Raw genomic sequence first — 15,333 nt, 5'->3', positions numbered from 1 at the left:
TTTCCGGTTAAAACAGCGTCAGGCTATTAAAGCGTAAGGGTCTGGCGGGCAGCCAGTACTTCAGCATCGAGCAGCGCATTACGTACGGGCGCAAAACTACGACGGTGGTGCGGCGTGGCGCCATATTGTGTCAGTTTTTCCATATGCAGCGCCGTTGGATAGCCTTTGTGTTGTGCAAAACCATACTGCGGGAACAGCAGGTCCAGTTCGGCCATCTCACGATCCCGCGAGACTTTGGCGATGATCGATGCTGCACTGATTTCGGCAACCAGGCTATCCCCTTTGACGACGGCCTGTGAAGCCATAGGCAATGCCGGGCAACGGTTACCATCAATCAGCACATAGTCGGGCTGGATACTCAGGCCAGCTACCGCACGCTGCATCGCCAGCATGGTAGCGTGCAGAATGTTGAGCTGATCGATCTCTTCAGGTTCTGCGCGTCCCAGACTCCATGCCAGCGCCTTCTCTTTGATTTCGTCGTACAACGCCAGGCGGCGTTTTTCCGACAGTTTCTTCGAGTCCGCCAGGCCGGTAATCGGATTTGCCGGATCGAGGATCACCGCAGCAGTGACCACCGCGCCAACCAGCGGACCGCGCCCCACTTCGTCCACACCGGCAATCAGTCTGGCGACAGGATAGATAAAATCAGGCATTCACCAGCTCCAGTACTGCATCCGCTGCCTGCTCATCGGCGTTCCAGCGGATCTGTTGATGTAATTCATGAAACGTCTGCAGCAAAGTTTCGCGCTCAGGCCCGGCATGCAACAGCGGATCTAACGCTGCAGCCAGGGCGTCGGGCTGACACGCATCCTGCAGTAACTCTTTGACCAGCTCACGCCCTGCCAGCAGGTTTGGCAGCGAGACGTAAGGGGTTTTCACCAGCCGTTTCGCCAGCCAGTAAGTGGCCGGTTTCATGCGATAACCGACGACCATCGGGCATTTTGCCAGCATGCACTCCAGTGCGGCAGTCCCGGATGCCAGAAGTGCGGCATCGCTTGCAATCATCGCCTCACGACCCTGTCCATCCAGCAGATGCATCGGCAGTTCAGGCGCAACGTCAGCTTTAATCTTCTCGAACTGTTCACGGCGACGGGCGTTAACCAGCGGCACCACGATTTCCAGCGCCGGATAGTGACGACGCAATAATTGGGCTGTTTTCAGGAAGTCAGCACTGAGCATTTCCACTTCCGCACCACGACTGCCCGGCAGCAGTGCCAGACAGAGCGCATCGTCCGCAATGCCGAGATGACGGCGCGCAGCCTGCTTATCAGGTTGCAGCGGCATGGCATCCGCCATGGTGTGACCGATAAAGCGGCAGGGAACGTTATAACGATCGTAGAAGGCTTTTTCAAACGGCAGGAAGGCCAGCACCAGATCGGTATTTCGGCCGATCTTAAACACGCGCTTTTGCCGCCATGCCCACACCGAAGGACTGACATAGTGGATCGTACGGATGCCCGTACGTTTGAGATTGCCTTCCAGCGTGATATTAAAATCGGGCGCATCAATACCGACAAAAACGTCGGGTCTGAGCTCGCTAAAACGTCGGGTGAGATCGCGGCGGATTGTCAGCAGGCGTCGCAGGCGACCCAGCACCTCGACAATGCCCATTACCGCTAACTCTTCCATCTCATACCAGGCTTCACACCCTTCAGCCTGCATCAGTGGGCCCGCCACACCGACAAAGCGTGCATCAGGATGGCGCACTTTCAGGGCACGAATCAGACCTGCACCAAGAATATCGCCGGAGGTTTCTCCGGCGACCAGGGCAATCGTTAAAGGACGCGCTGACATGGATTAACGAATTAATCCACGGGTTGAACGGGTAAAGAAGTCGTAGAAAGGCTGCACTTCGCTGTGCTGTTGCGCAATGGCTTCGATCTCCGGCTTCACTTCTTCCAGCGTTCTGCCACTGCGATAGAGCAGCTTGTAAGCGTTGCGAATCGCATGCAACGACTCTTTGCTGAAGCCACGACGCTTAAGACCCTCAATATTGATACCGAACGGCGTCGCATGGTTACCCTGCGCAATAACGTAAGGCGGAACATCCTGCGCCACGCCGGAACAGCCACCAACCATCACGTGCGCACCGATGATGCACCACTGATGTACCGCTGTCATGCCGCCAATAATGGCGAAATCATCGACCGTCACGTGACCACCCAGGGTGGCATTGTTCGCGAAGATACAGCGGTTACCAACCACGCAGTCATGCGCAATGTGGACATTGACCATCAGCAGATTATCGCTGCCCACTGTGGTGACATGGCCACCCTGCGTGGTGCCGCGATGAATCGTGACGCTTTCACGAATACGGTTGCGATCACCGATCTCAACCCGTGTTGGCTCACCGGCATATTTCAGATCCTGATTCACTTCGCCAATTGAGGCAAACTGGTAGATCTGATTATCTTTACCGATACGCGTGTGGCCATTCACCACAACGTGTGACTTCAGTACTGTTCCTTCACCAATCTCAACATTCGCGCCGATAAAGCAAAACGGGCCAATGTGAACACGGGCGCCAATGATAGCGCCCTCTTCGATGACAGAACTGGGATGGATAGTGGCGGTTGGATCAATCACGAATTATGCCTCCCGGCTGCGGGCACACATCATGGTCGCTTCACAAACGATTTTACCGTCAACAGTCGCCACGCCTTTAAAGCGGGTCAGACCACGGCGGGTTTTCTCGAAAGTGACTTCCATGATCATTTGGTCACCTGGTACCACAGGACGCTTAAAGCGGGCACTGTCGATACCGGCAAAGTAATAGAGTTCGCCTGGCTCCAGTTTACCTACGCTTTTAAACGCCAGAATACCGGTGGCCTGCGCCATCGCTTCCAGGATCAGAACGCCAGGAAAAATCGGTTTACCAGGGAAGTGCCCCTGGAAAAACGGTTCATTAACAGAAACGTTCTTCACTGCACGCAGGTATTTGTGCTCTTCAAATTCCAGCACACGGTCTACCAGCAGAAACGGATAGCGATGCGGCAGCAGCTCTAAAATCTCTTCAATTTTCAGAGTATGAGTTTCAGTAGTCAAAATACTCTTCCTGTCCTAAAAATCTGATGACATCAATAACACGGCCTGCACAGATCAAAATGATCTTCCGCAGGCCGCAAATAGGTACTGTGGCGCCGGGCTTCCCTGCTTAACATTTTTATTATGAAAGCCGGTCAGTTTTGGGATGGCGGTTAGTCGTCTTTGCCGACCTTGCGCTCGATGGCTTTTAAGCGTTTGCTCATATCATCGATGTTCATCACCAGCGCTGCAGTTTTACGCCAGGTTTTGTTGGGTTGCAGCGGAATGCCTGACGAATAAACGCCTGGCTCTGTGATAGGACGCATGACCATACCCATACCGGTCACCGTTACTTTGTCACAGATTTCCATATGGCCGTTAATGACGCTGGCACCGCCAATCATACAGTAACGTCCAATCTTCAGACTACCCGCCATGATCACACCGCCTGCAACCGCAGTATTGTCGCCAATAACTACGTTGTGAGCGATCTGGCACTGGTTGTCTATGATAACACCATTGCCGATCAGAGTGTTATCAAGCGCACCGCGATCGATGGTGGTGCAGGCCCCTATTTCGACGCGATCGCCGATAATTACCGCGCCTAACTGCGGGATTTTCACCCAGTTACCGCGATCGTTGGCATAGCCGAAACCATCAGAACCGATGACGGTACCTGACTGAATCAGACAATCCTGGCCAATTTCGATCTCGTGATAAACAGAGACGTTGGCCCAGAGACGGGTGCCACTGCCAATACGGGTTTTTTTGCCAACAAAACATCCCGCACCAATAACTACGTTGTCACCCAGCTCAACATCCGCTTCGATCACTGCATTGGCGCCAATGGCGACATTGTTGCCGAGTCGGGCTGAGGGGTCAATTACCGCGCTGGGGGCGATATTTTGCGCCGGCTGTGGCGTGGTATCGAGTATTTGTGCCATACGCGCATAAGTCAGGTAGGGATTTTTCACTACCAGCGCTGCGGTATTACACCACTCCAGATCCGCTTCCGTCAGCACCACGGCTGAGGCCTTAATCAGGGCGAGTTGCTCGCGATAACGGCTGTTTGCAAGAAAAGTGATTTGGCCAGTTGTGGCGGATTGCATAGAAGCAATGCCGGAGATGACGATATCGCCATCTCCGTGCAATTCTGCATCCAACTGCTGGGCTAAATCAGCCAGTCGAATAGATGACATGAATTATTTAACCTGTTTCAGCACGTCAGCTGTGATGTCTTTTGCGTTTGATGCATAAGCCACCGCGTTGGCGTCGATCACGACGTCGTAACCATCGCTGTCAGCGACTTTCTTAACGGCATCCTGAATACGGCTCAGCAGCTTGTTACGCTCTTCCATCTGACGACGACGGTTATCCTGCTCAAAAGCCTGTGCTTTTGAAGAGAACGCTTCACGCTGAGACATGACATCTTTTTCCATGCGGCTGCGTTCGCTTGCCTTCATGGTAGAACCGTCACGCTGCAGACGCTGCATTTTAGTTTGCAGATCGCGCTCCTGGCTCTGCAACTCAGTTGCACGGCCTTTGAACTCGTTTTCCAGCTGTTTAGCAACAGTCGCACGTTGCGGTAACTGTTGGAAAATGCTGGACACGTTTACCACTGCAATTTTGTCAGCAGCCTGAACACCAGCGGAAACCGCTAAAGCAAGACCCAGACCTGCGGCACACAACAACTTTTTCACTATAAACTCCTTACCATCAACGTTTGTGTCAGCGACACAGTGTTTGCGCCGGAACAGCAACAGGTGCTGCCCGGCAGCAATACTTCAGCTATGCATCCTTGCTCAGAACATTACCAGGTTTTACCAATGTTAAACTGGAACTGCTCTGACTTGTCTCCATCGACTTTCTTGAACGGCTGGGCGTAAGAGAACACCAGCGGGCCAAGCGGTGACATCCACTGCAACGCAACACCGCTTGATACACGAATGTTGTTTGGATCGCTGTAGTCAGGAATGCCTGCCGCACGCGTTTCCGCTGTATTTTCCCAATGGGTATCCCACGCGGTACCGGCATCGACGAACACCGAGGTACGCACCGAGTTAGCATACTTCTCGCTCAGGAACGGCGTTGGCGTGATCAGCTCAAGGCTGGCGATCGCCATGGCGTTACCGCCCACCGCATCGTCAGACTTACAAACGCCATTTGGATCGGCAATTCGGCAGTTCGACGAGTTGTTATTAAAGTAGGCTGCTTTCGGTCCAATGGTGTTGGACTGGAAGCCGCGAACCGTGCTTGAACCACCGGCATAGAAGTTCTCGTAGAACGGCATCTCTTTGCCGCCGAGTCCATCGCCATAGCCGATACGACCACGTCCCAACAGCACCCAGGTACGATCCTGGTTAATCGGCACATACTGCTGACTATCCAGCGTGGCCTTATAGAAGCTGTTATCTGAACCAGGAATCGTCACTTTACCATTCAGGTTAGTGCGGTTACCGGATGTCGGGAAGAATCCGCGGTCCAGGGTGTTGTAAGTCCAGCCGTAGTTAAAGGTGAAGTCATCTGCTGAGAATTCGCCTTTGTCATTAAGCTGCTGCGGCTTACCAACCGAGTCAAGGTAACGCCACATCGCAACCTGCGGCTGCATGTTTGACAGGTCATTGTGGACATAGCCCAGACCGACACGCAGGGTGTTGTTTTCGTTAACCGGGAAGCCAAGTGTGCCATCCAGACCATAACTCTTGTTGGTATAGTCAGAAAGGTCAGCATTGTCTGCTTTGAAGTCGTTGTAGAACAGACGACCACCCAGACTCACACCGTCAACGGTGAAGTAAGGGTCAGTAAGCGAGAATTCAGCATAGGTCTGGTAATCGTTTTTGGTCCCGCTGATGCCCACGGTATTACCGGTGCCCAGCCAGTTATCCTGCGTTACGCCAACCTGGAAACTCACACCACTTTCAGTGCCGTAACCGACGCCGAAGTTGAAAGTACCGGTGTTACGCTCTTTAACTTTGTAGACCACGTCAACCTGGTCAGGCGAGCCTGGTACACGCTGGGTATCCACATCCACGGTTTCAAAGTAACCGGTGCGGTTCAGACGCTCTTTACCCTGTTCAACCAGATCGCTGCCCAGCCATGCGCCTTCCATCTGACGCATTTCGCGACGTAACACCGAGTCTTTTGACGTGTCATTACCTTCGAAACGAACATTACGCACGTAGTAACGGTTACCCGCATCCACGTTGATGTGCAGTTTCACGGTTTTGTCGGCGTCGTTGATTTCTGGCTGTGTGACTACACGCGGATAGGCATAGCCGTAGCGGCCCAGCAGTTTCTTGATGTCATCTTCCATTTTCGTGACTTTGGCGCCGTTATAGAGCTCGCCTGCCGGAATTTTGGTCAGATGTTCAATTTCTGCGGAGTGACCCGCCATGCTGCCATTGACGATTACGCCAGCAATTTTGTACTGGTCACCCTCGGTGATGTTCACCGTGATGTAGATGCCTTTTTTATCTGGCGTCAGGCTGACCTGCGTCGAATCGATATTGAAGCGTGCATAGCCGCGATCCAGATAGAAGCTGCGCAGAGTCTCAAGGTCACCTGCCAGTTTCTGCTTCTGGTATTTACGATCGCCGACCACGTTCCACCACGGCACTTCATCACGCAGCTGGAAACGGGAGATCAGTTCATCAGAGCTAAAGGCTTTATTACCGACGATGTTGATCTGCTGAATTTTGGCAGAGACACCTTCGGTAAAGACCAGCTTCAGATCGACACGGTTACGCGGCAGGGGTGTCACCACCGCTTTCACGTTGGCAGTATATTTACCGACGCTGTAGTAGAAATCCTCAAGGCCTTTCTCAATAGAAGAGATAGTGGTGCGGTCCAGCGCTTCGCCGACACGCACACCTGAGGCTTCCAGATTTTGTTTGAGCTGATCCTCTTTCACCGCTTTGTTACCGGTGAAGGTAATGCTGGCAATGGTAGGACGTTCTTTGACCTGGACAATCAGCGTTGTACCGTCTCGCAGGACCTGAACATCCTCAAAGTTGCCAGTAGCGAACAGCGAGCGAATGGTATTTCTGACATCATCGTCATTCACCGTATCGCCAACCCGTACTGGCATGCTCAGCAGAGCCGCGCCGACGGCGACTCGCTGCAGCCCTTCGAAATGAATATCCTTCACCACGAAATCGTCTGCACCGTAAACGGTGGCGCTGCTAAACAGCAGCGACGCTATGAGCAACTTTTTCATCGCCATCGTTGTTATGCGTTTTCCTAACACATCCCTCGAATGTTCGCGTTCCAGCGGTTACAAACGTGAGAAATCATTGAAAAGTGCAAGCCCCATTAACAGCACCAGTAAAATCGAACCGATGCGATAACTAAAGTCCTGAACTCGCTCGGACACCGGTCCACCTTTGATCTTTTCGATCGCAAGGAAGAGCAAGTGCCCACCATCTAAAACCGGCAAAGGGAACAGGTTGATGATGCCCAGGTTGACGCTAATCAACGCCAGGAACATCAGGTAGTAAATCAACCCGTACTCAGCTGACAATCCTGCACCCTGCGCAATCGAAATTGGCCCGCTCAGGTTGTTCAGCTTCACATCACCGGTTATTAACTTGCCCAGCATGGAAACAGTGAGCTTCATCAATTGCCAGGTTTTTACACTGGCCTCACCGATTGCCGCAAATGCGCCATACTGCCTTACCGTCTTGTACTCTTCTGGCAGCGGGACGATACGCGGAATCACTCCCGCAAAGCCCGCCTTACTGCCATTTTTCGCTTCTGGCGTCATCGTCAGCGCAATTGATTCACCGCCGCGATCCACTTCAAGCGCCATGCTTTTACCGGGATTATCCCGGACCTGCGTGACAAAAGTCTGCCACTGCGATAATGGCTGACCATCGACTTTAACGATCCTGTCGCCTGCTTGCAAACCGGCTTCACTCGCTGGCGAGTTCGCCTGCACTTCTGCCAGTGTGGTCTCAATTTGCGGACCGCGTGGCTGAATCCCTAATGCAACGACCGGATCCTGCTTATCAGGCTCAAACTGCCAGTTACGCAAATCCAGCTGCTTCTGCTGGGTTGCATCTTCGCCAAATCGGGCCACGGTTAACGTGGTGCTGCTATCGCCGATTTTACCCACCAGCGCCATACGCACAGCATCCCAGTCAGGCGTTTCGATACCGTCAACAGCCTTAAGTTCCATGCCGGGCGTAATTTGCGCTTCTGCAGCGACCGAACCGTTTAAAATTTCACCGATTACCGGGCGTACACCTGGTACGCCGTGAATAAACACAACCCAGTAGGCAAAGATGGCAAAGATAAAGTTAGCGACAGGCCCTGCCGCAATAATGGAGGCGCGTTGCCAGACGGCTTTGTTATTAAAAGCCTGATGACGCAGCTCGGCGGGCACGCTTTCGACACGTTCGTCGAGCATTTTAACGTAGCCGCCGAGCGGGATCAGCGCGATGACAAATTCGGTGCCGTGACGATCACGGCGCTGCCAGAGCGCCTTACCAAAACCAATAGAAAAGCGCTCAACTTTGACACCACAGCGGCGAGCGACCCAGAAGTGGCCAAACTCATGCACGGTAATCAACACGCCCAGCGCAACGATAAAGGCGAAGAAACTCCAGATTATACTCAACATCTTTGCCTGTCCTTAAAGGGTGCGGAACACCAGCAGCAATAAACAGGCAAACACCGGCACCGCCGCAGTCAGACTATCAATACGATCAAGCATGCCGCCATGACCGGGGATCAGATTACCACTGTCTTTAATGCCCGCTTCACGTTTAAACATACTCTCGGTGAGGTCACCCAGAACAGAGGCCAGCGTCGCGATAACCGCGCAAATCACCAGCGTACCGGTGGAGACCGTCAGCGGCGCCAGCGTGGCAAACAGCAGCGCAATCAGCGCCGATGAAACCAGGCCGCCCAGGAAGCCTTCCCAGGTTTTGCCTGGTGAGACTTTCGGCGCCAGCTTGTGCTTGCCGAACATCTTGCCAAACATGTAAGCACCGGAATCCGCTCCCCACACCAGCAGCAGCACAAACAGCAGCCACCAGGCTCCGGCGAAGTGGTCGGTTTCATAGTGATACTGGCGCAGCGCCACCATGCCCCAGAAAAAGGGCACCAGCGTTAATACGCCAAACAGTAAGCGAAGTGGACGCGAATGACGCCAGAAGGCCGCGGAAGCGGGATAGGTAAGCACCAGCAGCAGTGCCGCGACCCACCACACCAGCGACGCCCAAAGCGATGTCGCAATCTGTGGCAGATGCACCGTGTGTTGATAAGGTGGCAGCGTAAACTGCATCAGCGCCAGCAACAGACCACAAAGTACAGCCAGCCAGACACGCTGTTGCCGTGATGCCATGCCTGCAAACTGACCCCATTCCCAGGCTGCCAGCATGCAGATAACAATCGTTGTCAGGGCGAAGCCAACAGGCGGTAACCAGAATAGTGCAGCTATTACCAGCGGAATTAATATCAACGCGGTAATAAGACGAGACTTCAGCAAAGGTTACCCCCAGATTGCTCAGGCGCCGCCTGGTGCAGCGCCGCCAAAACGACGCTCCCGCAGAGAGAATGCATTCAGTGCACCTTCAAAAACGTGTTCATCGAAATCCGGCCAGAGCACATCGGTAAAATAGAATTCAGCATAGGCAATCTGCCACAGCAGGAAGTTGCTAATCCGATGCTCTCCCCCGGTCCTTATCACTAAATCCACTGGCGCCAGCTCCTGCATGCAGAGCTGCGACGTCAGGCTCTCTTCGGTAATCTGGTCAGGTCGCAGTAATCCTTCCTGAACCTGTTCAGCCAGTTTTTTCACGCCTTCGATAATATCCCAACGGCCGCCATAGTTGGCAGCAATGTTGAGCGTCAGACGGGTATTATTTGCAGTCAGGGTCTCAGAACGACGAATACGTTCCTGAATGCGGGGGCTGAAACGGCTGGTATCGCCAATGACACGTAAGCGAACGTTGTGTTTATGCAGGCTCTTTACTTCACTGTCGAGTGCCCAGACAAACAGTTCCATTAACGCGGTGACTTCCTGCGCAGGACGGCTCCAGTTTTCACTACTGAAGGCATAAAGCGTCAGGGCTTCAAGATTGTTATTGACCGCAAAGCTGACGGCACGACGCACCGATTTAACACCGGCTTTGTGGCCTGAAATACGCAATTTTCCCTGATTTTTGGCCCAGCGACCATTGCCATCCATGATGATAGCGACGTGGCGCGGACCGTTTCCCTGCTGGTCATCAGTGTTGTTGTGATTGTTAGACGACATAACGCTTAACCAATTCCTTTCATCAGAAATGCTGTGTTTTCTGAATACATTGCGCCCGATTCAAATCCCGGCACACGCTTAGTGCCGGGCTACACCGAATTCGGTGACAGACCGTGAAACGCGAGCCAGCGACTATACCATTTTCACCTGAAGCGAACAAATGGCCTCATAACGATCGGTTTCACGACGTGAAGCGCGGCAACATTTCTGTTGCCAGCGCGCGCGCAGTGCGATCGATGTCAAGGACAGCGTCCACCGAATCCGGCTCCGGACACACTTGTGCCGCCATCACTGCGCTATTAAGCGCGGCAATGTCGGTGAAGCGGATCTGGTGATTCAGGAAAGCCGCGACGGCAACCTCATTGGCAGCATTTAGCGTGGTGGTCGCCGCCTGCCCTGCCTCACAGGCATCAATGGCCAGTTTCAGACAGGGATAGCGACTAAAGTCAGGTTCTGCAAAAGAGAGCGCCGACATGCGGGTAAAATCCAGCGGCGTCACACCTGCATTGATGCGCGATGGCCAGGCCATGCTGTGGGCAATAGGCGTACGCATATCGGGAGAACCTAACTGAGCCAGCACGCTGCCATCGCAGTATCGCACCATGGAGTGAATCACCGACTGTGGGTGAAGTATCACTTCCATCTGCGCTGCGCTGGCATTAAACAACCAACGGGCTTCAATGTACTCAAGACCTTTATTCATCATGGTGGCCGAATCAACAGAGATTTTTCTCCCCATCGACCAGTTCGGATGTGCACAGGCCTGATCCGGCGACATAGCGCTAAGATCAGCTAAATCTGTGTCACGAAAAGGACCACCCGATCCCGTAAGGATAATCGACTCAATGCCATTATCCCGCAGGTCAGCGTAACCTAACTGATGCTGGATGGTAGCCGGTAAACTCTGAAAAATGGCGTTATGCTCACTGTCGACTGGTAGTAACTGCGCGTTATGATGACGCACCGCCTCCATAAACAAACGGCCGCAGGTGACAAGCGATTCTTTGTTGGCCAGCAGCACCGTTTTTCCGGCGCGAATGGCTGCCAGCGTCGGCAGCAAACCGGATGCGCCGACAATTGCCGCCATCACCTGATCCACGTCATCCAGCGCAGCCAGCTCACAGGCTGCCTGAACGCCGGAGAGCACTTCAGTATCGATCCTGATTGCTCTCAGTCGCTCACGCAGCGCAGCGGCGGATGCCTCATCTGCCATGCAGGCGTAGCGCGGCGTAAAAGCCGCACACTGTTCGGCCATCAGCGCCACATTGTGGCCAGCGACCAGCGCAGTAATCTGATAAAGCGCCGGGTTGGCGCGAACCACTGCCAGCGTACTGGTGCCGATCGAGCCGGTGGATCCCAGCAGAGTTAATCGCTTCATGAGGCTATCCGTGTGAAGTCAGCGTGCCCTCAGGCACAATGTAAAACGCCGCCAGATGTCGCATTCATACGAATACCTCTCTGTACGGCGTTTTGTCCGGCAGTGATGGGATTAGAAATCCATCAGCTCCGACTCTTTTTCAGACAGTGCGGCATCAACTTTCTTGATGTACGCATCGGTCATTTTTTGCACTTCATCCTGCGCACGACGTTCGTCGTCTTCGCTGATCTCTTTATCTTTCAGCAACGCTTTGATTTTATCGTTGGCATCGCGACGGACGTTACGTACCGACACACGGCCCTGCTCGGCTTCGCCGCGCACGATTTTAATCAGATCTTTACGACGCTCTTCTGTCAGGGCAGGCAGCGGAACACGGATGTCGGTACCGGCTGAACTAGGGTTCAGACCGAGATCAGACTTCATGATCGCTTTTTCGACTGCCGGACTCAGTGAACGGTCAAACACGTTGATTTTCAGCGTGCGTGAATCTTCCACAGTGACAGAAGCCAGCTGACGCAGTGGCGTCGGCGTGCCGTAATATTCGACGACGATGCCGTCAAGCAGCGAAGGTGAAGCACGACCGGTGCGCACTTTGCTGATGGTAGTTTTGAATGCTTCAACGCATTTTTCCATGCGCGTGTCAGCATCTTTTTTGATGTCGTTAATCACGTTGAAACCCTTGGATTCGGTTTGACCTGGCCAGTTCCGGCATAACCGGAAGCGGGATCGATAATCATCGATAATCCTGACTGGTGCGCGATGCATTCTCATCGCGCTGACAGAATATACCTTATTTTATCTCGCCTCGGGTATTAATGCGTAATCAGAGTCCCTTCTTTTTCACCCATCACTACACGACGCAGTGCGCCAGGTTTATTCATGTTGAAAACACGGATAGGCAATTTGTGGTCACGCGCCAGGGTAAAGGCCGCCAGATCCATCACTTTCAGCTCTTTATCCAGTACTTCAGCATAGCTCAGTTGCTCATAAAGCGTTGCGTCCGGGCTTTTCACCGGGTCGGCAGAGTAGACGCCGTCAACTTTGGTCGCTTTCAGCACCACGTCCGCTTCAATCTCAATGCCGCGCAAACACGCCGCAGAGTCGGTGGTAAAGAACGGGTTACCGGTACCGGCGGAGAAAATCACCACGCGGTTGTTACGCAGCAGGCTGATCGCTTCTGCCCAGCTGTAGTTGTCGCAGACGCCATTCAGTGGAATCGCTGACATCAGGCGTGCGTTCACATAGGCGCGGTGCAGTGCATCACGCATCGCCAGGCCGTTCATCACGGTTGCCAGCATACCCATGTGGTCACCCACGACGCGGTTCATCCCTGCCTGCTGCAGGCTTGCGCCACGGAACAGGTTCCCTCCGCCAATCACTACGCCAACCTGGATGCCCAGTTCAACCAGCTCTTTTACCTCTTGTGCCATGCGGTCAAGCACACTCGCGTCGATACCAAAACCTTCAGCGCCTTGCAGAGCTTCGCCGCTGAGTTTAAGCAGGATACGTTGATAAACAGGTTTTGCGTTGGTCGCCATGGTCAGTTCTTCCTGGAAGATTGGGTGTAAAGGAGAAGTAAATTCTGATCGATCATCCGCTTACCGCAAAGAAAATGCTATTGGGATGAAACTGAAAACGTGTCTGTTGCGATTCACAGACAAAAAAGAACCGCCGGATGGCGGTTCTTTCAAAGCATTAAGACTGTTTGGACATTGCTGCAACTTCTGCAGCGAAGTCAGACTCAACTTTCTCGATGCCTTCACCCACTTCGAAGCGGATGAAGTTAATCACGTCAGCGCCCTGCTCTTTCAGAGCCTGGCCAACGGTTTTGCTTGGGTCGATAACGAAAGCCTGACCTGTCAGAGAGACTTCGCCGGTGAATTTCTTCATACGGCCTTCAACCATCTTCTCTGCGATCTCTTTTGGCTTGCCAGACTGCATCGCGATGTCCAGCTGAACCTGGTACTCTTTATCAACCACGTCAGCAGAAACGTCTTCTGGCTTAACGAATTCAGGTTTGCTTGCTGCAACGTGCATTGCGATCTGTTTGATCAGATCTTCGTTAGCGCCTTTCGCTGAAACCAGAACGCCGATACGTGCGCCGTGCAGGTAGCTGCCCAGCTCTGCGCCTTCCAGGATTGCAACGCGACGGATGTTGATGTTCTCACCGATTTTAGCAACCAGTGCAACGCGCTCTTCTTCGAACTGCGCTTTCAGAACTTCAACGTCGGTAACGCGATTAGCGGCAGCCGCTTCCAGAACTTTGTCTGCGAACGCCTGGAAACCGCCATCTTTTGCAACGAAGTCAGTCTGGCAGTTCACTTCCAGAATCACGCCGTAGTCGCCAACGATCTTGGTTTTGATTACGCCATCAGCAGCAACGTTGCCTGCTTTTTTCGCTGCTTTGATTGCGCCAGACTTACGCATGTTCTCAATCGCCAGCTCAATGTCGCCATTCGCTTCAGTCAGCGCTTTTTTGCAATCCATCATGCCAGCGCCAGTACGCTCGCGCAGTTCTTTTACCAATGCAGCGGTAATGTCAGCCATTCCAGAATCCTCGGTTCGTGCCTGAGTACGTTTGCACCAGCAGACACTTATTTGCGGAAAATTTACTCTGTCCCGCCGTCCGGTTGGGGGCGTGACAGACTTAGATAAAATAAAGGGGCCAGTATAGGCCCCTTACAGATCACATCTGAATGCTAAGGGCTCTTATGCAGAGCAAACCTTAATTAAGCGTTTTCTAAAGACGCTTCTTCAGCTTGCTCAGCCAGGTCCTGAGAGCGGCCTTCGCGAACGGTAGTCGCAACGGCAGTCAGGTACAGGTTTACAGCACGGATCGCATCGTCGTTACCTGGGATAACGAAATCAACGCCATCTGGATCTGAGTTGGTATCAACGATAGCAAATACCGGGATACCCAGGTTGTTTGCTTCTTTGATTGCGATGTGTTCGTGATCAGCATCAACAACAAACAGTGCGTCTGGCAGACCGCCCATGTCTTTGATACCGCCCAGGCTGTTTTCCAGCTTGGCCAGCTCACGCGCACGCATCAGCGCTTCTTTTTTGGTCAGTTTGTCGAAAGTGCCATCCTGAGACTGAATCTCCAGATCTTTCAGACGCTTGATTGACTGACGCACGGTTTTCCAGTTAGTCAGCATGCCACCCAACCAGCGGTGGTTTACGAAGAACTGGTCGCAGCTCAGTGCAGACTCTTTTACTGCCTGGGCAGCAGCGCGTTTAGTACCTACGATCAGGATCTTACCTTTACGGGAAGAGATCTTGTTCAGTTCAGCCAGAGCTTCGTTGAACATAGGTACAGTTTTTTCCAGGTTGATGATGTGAACCTTGTTACGTGCACCAAAGATGAATGGCTTCATTTTTGGGTTCCAGTAACGGGTCTGGTGACCGAAGTGAACACCAGCCTGGAGCATGTCGCGCATGGAAACAGTTGCCATGATAAAACCTCTAAAGTTTGATTGGGGTTGGGCCTCCATGTATCCCATACGACCGACCTCTTTCAAGGCACCCCGGCGTATGTGTCGATACATGTGTGTTTTATTACACATAATGAGAGTTATGCGTTTCCTGCTGACCGAAACAGCCATACAGAGAATCGTCGGCGCGCTTTATACCACAAACCGCCATGAGACACCAATAAATGATCACTGAT

Annotated in this window: 15 protein-coding genes; all 15 read right to left on the bottom strand. The window is 53.0% G+C overall.

Annotated elements, in window-relative coordinates:
- Positions 1-26: 26 nt before the first annotated feature.
- A complete protein-coding gene (gene rnhB, locus H7K52_RS09500; protein WP_182629972.1) occupies positions 27-653 on the bottom strand; it encodes a ribonuclease HII in 627 nt (208 codons plus the stop codon).
- The gene (lpxB, locus tag H7K52_RS09495) at positions 646-1,794 is read right to left on the bottom strand and encodes a lipid-A-disaccharide synthase (RefSeq protein ID WP_003852634.1); all 1,149 of its coding nucleotides are present in this window, start codon (positions 1,792-1,794) and stop codon (positions 646-648) included. The genes rnhB and lpxB overlap by 8 nt, the downstream gene beginning before the upstream one ends.
- A 3-nt stretch (positions 1,795-1,797) precedes the next feature.
- The gene (gene lpxA / locus H7K52_RS09490) at positions 1,798-2,586 is read right to left on the bottom strand and encodes an acyl-ACP--UDP-N-acetylglucosamine O-acyltransferase (RefSeq protein ID WP_182629971.1); all 789 of its coding nucleotides are present in this window, start codon (positions 2,584-2,586) and stop codon (positions 1,798-1,800) included.
- A gap of 3 nt (positions 2,587-2,589) precedes the next feature.
- Positions 2,590-3,045, bottom strand: a complete 456-nt coding sequence (gene fabZ, locus H7K52_RS09485) for a 3-hydroxyacyl-ACP dehydratase FabZ (RefSeq protein ID WP_003852639.1) — start codon at positions 3,043-3,045, stop codon at positions 2,590-2,592.
- Between the two features lie 152 nt (positions 3,046-3,197).
- Positions 3,198-4,223, bottom strand: a complete 1,026-nt coding sequence (lpxD, locus tag H7K52_RS09480; RefSeq protein WP_008925640.1) for a UDP-3-O-(3-hydroxymyristoyl)glucosamine N-acyltransferase — start codon at positions 4,221-4,223, stop codon at positions 3,198-3,200.
- Positions 4,224-4,226: 3 nt separating this feature from the next.
- Positions 4,227-4,724 (bottom strand): molecular chaperone Skp, encoded by a 498-nt coding sequence (skp, locus tag H7K52_RS09475; RefSeq protein ID WP_003852644.1) that lies wholly within the window; start codon positions 4,722-4,724, stop codon positions 4,227-4,229.
- Between the two features lie 110 nt (positions 4,725-4,834).
- Positions 4,835-7,246 carry an outer membrane protein assembly factor BamA gene (gene bamA / locus H7K52_RS09470; protein WP_003852645.1) on the bottom strand — a complete coding sequence of 804 codons (2,412 nt, stop codon included), beginning with the start codon at positions 7,244-7,246 and terminating at the stop codon, positions 4,835-4,837.
- Between the two features lie 51 nt (positions 7,247-7,297).
- Positions 7,298-8,644 (bottom strand): sigma E protease regulator RseP, encoded by a 1,347-nt coding sequence (gene rseP / locus H7K52_RS09465; protein ID WP_003852647.1) that lies wholly within the window; start codon positions 8,642-8,644, stop codon positions 7,298-7,300.
- A gap of 12 nt (positions 8,645-8,656) precedes the next feature.
- Complete coding sequence (gene cdsA, locus H7K52_RS09460) at positions 8,657-9,514, bottom strand: phosphatidate cytidylyltransferase (protein WP_033743116.1); 858 nt, start codon at positions 9,512-9,514, stop codon at positions 8,657-8,659.
- Positions 9,515-9,532: 18 nt separating this feature from the next.
- Complete coding sequence (gene ispU / locus H7K52_RS09455) at positions 9,533-10,285, bottom strand: (2E,6E)-farnesyl-diphosphate-specific ditrans,polycis-undecaprenyl-diphosphate synthase (RefSeq protein ID WP_003852651.1); 753 nt, start codon at positions 10,283-10,285, stop codon at positions 9,533-9,535.
- A 181-nt stretch (positions 10,286-10,466) separates the two neighbouring features.
- Positions 10,467-11,663, bottom strand: coding sequence for a 1-deoxy-D-xylulose-5-phosphate reductoisomerase (gene ispC / locus H7K52_RS09450; RefSeq protein WP_008925638.1), 1,197 nt, complete (start codon positions 11,661-11,663; stop codon positions 10,467-10,469).
- A 111-nt stretch (positions 11,664-11,774) separates the two neighbouring features.
- A complete protein-coding gene (gene frr, locus H7K52_RS09445; protein WP_003852653.1) occupies positions 11,775-12,332 on the bottom strand; it encodes a ribosome recycling factor in 558 nt (185 codons plus the stop codon).
- Between the two features lie 143 nt (positions 12,333-12,475).
- On the bottom strand, positions 12,476-13,201 hold the full coding sequence (pyrH, locus tag H7K52_RS09440; protein ID WP_003852654.1) for a UMP kinase: 726 nt from the start codon (positions 13,199-13,201) through the stop codon (positions 12,476-12,478).
- A 157-nt stretch (positions 13,202-13,358) separates the two neighbouring features.
- Positions 13,359-14,210 carry a translation elongation factor Ts gene (tsf, locus tag H7K52_RS09435; protein ID WP_008925637.1) on the bottom strand — a complete coding sequence of 284 codons (852 nt, stop codon included), beginning with the start codon at positions 14,208-14,210 and terminating at the stop codon, positions 13,359-13,361.
- Between the two features lie 182 nt (positions 14,211-14,392).
- A complete protein-coding gene (rpsB, locus tag H7K52_RS09430) occupies positions 14,393-15,118 on the bottom strand; it encodes a 30S ribosomal protein S2 (RefSeq protein ID WP_008925636.1) in 726 nt (241 codons plus the stop codon).
- Between the last annotated feature and the right edge of the window lie 215 nt (positions 15,119-15,333).

This window comes from Pantoea hericii, assembly GCF_014155795.1.
Lineage (GTDB): Bacteria > Pseudomonadota > Gammaproteobacteria > Enterobacterales > Enterobacteriaceae > Pantoea > Pantoea eucalypti.
This window is presented reverse-complemented; position numbering and strand designations above follow the sequence as displayed.

Bases quoted from the DNA above. Each gene is read 5' to 3' on its own strand.
- rnhB (WP_182629972.1), bottom strand. From the start codon at position 653: ATGCCTGATTTTATCTATCCTGTCGCCAGACTGATTGCCGGTGTGGAC.
- lpxB (WP_003852634.1), bottom strand. From the start codon at position 1,794: ATGTCAGCGCGTCCTTTAACGATTGCCCTGGTCGCCGGAGAAACCTCC.
- lpxD (WP_008925640.1), bottom strand. From the start codon at position 4,223: ATGTCATCTATTCGACTGGCTGATTTAGCCCAGCAGTTGGATGCAGAA.
- bamA (WP_003852645.1), bottom strand. From the start codon at position 7,246: ATGGCGATGAAAAAGTTGCTCATAGCGTCGCTGCTGTTTAGCAGCGCC.
- rseP (WP_003852647.1), bottom strand. From the start codon at position 8,644: ATGTTGAGTATAATCTGGAGTTTCTTCGCCTTTATCGTTGCGCTGGGC.
- ispU (WP_003852651.1), bottom strand. From the start codon at position 10,285: ATGTCGTCTAACAATCACAACAACACTGATGACCAGCAGGGAAACGGT.
- ispC (WP_008925638.1), bottom strand. From the start codon at position 11,663: ATGAAGCGATTAACTCTGCTGGGATCCACCGGCTCGATCGGCACCAGT.
- pyrH (WP_003852654.1), bottom strand. From the start codon at position 13,201: ATGGCGACCAACGCAAAACCTGTTTATCAACGTATCCTGCTTAAACTC.
- tsf (WP_008925637.1), bottom strand. From the start codon at position 14,210: ATGGCTGACATTACCGCTGCATTGGTAAAAGAACTGCGCGAGCGTACT.
- rpsB (WP_008925636.1), bottom strand. From the start codon at position 15,118: ATGGCAACTGTTTCCATGCGCGACATGCTCCAGGCTGGTGTTCACTTC.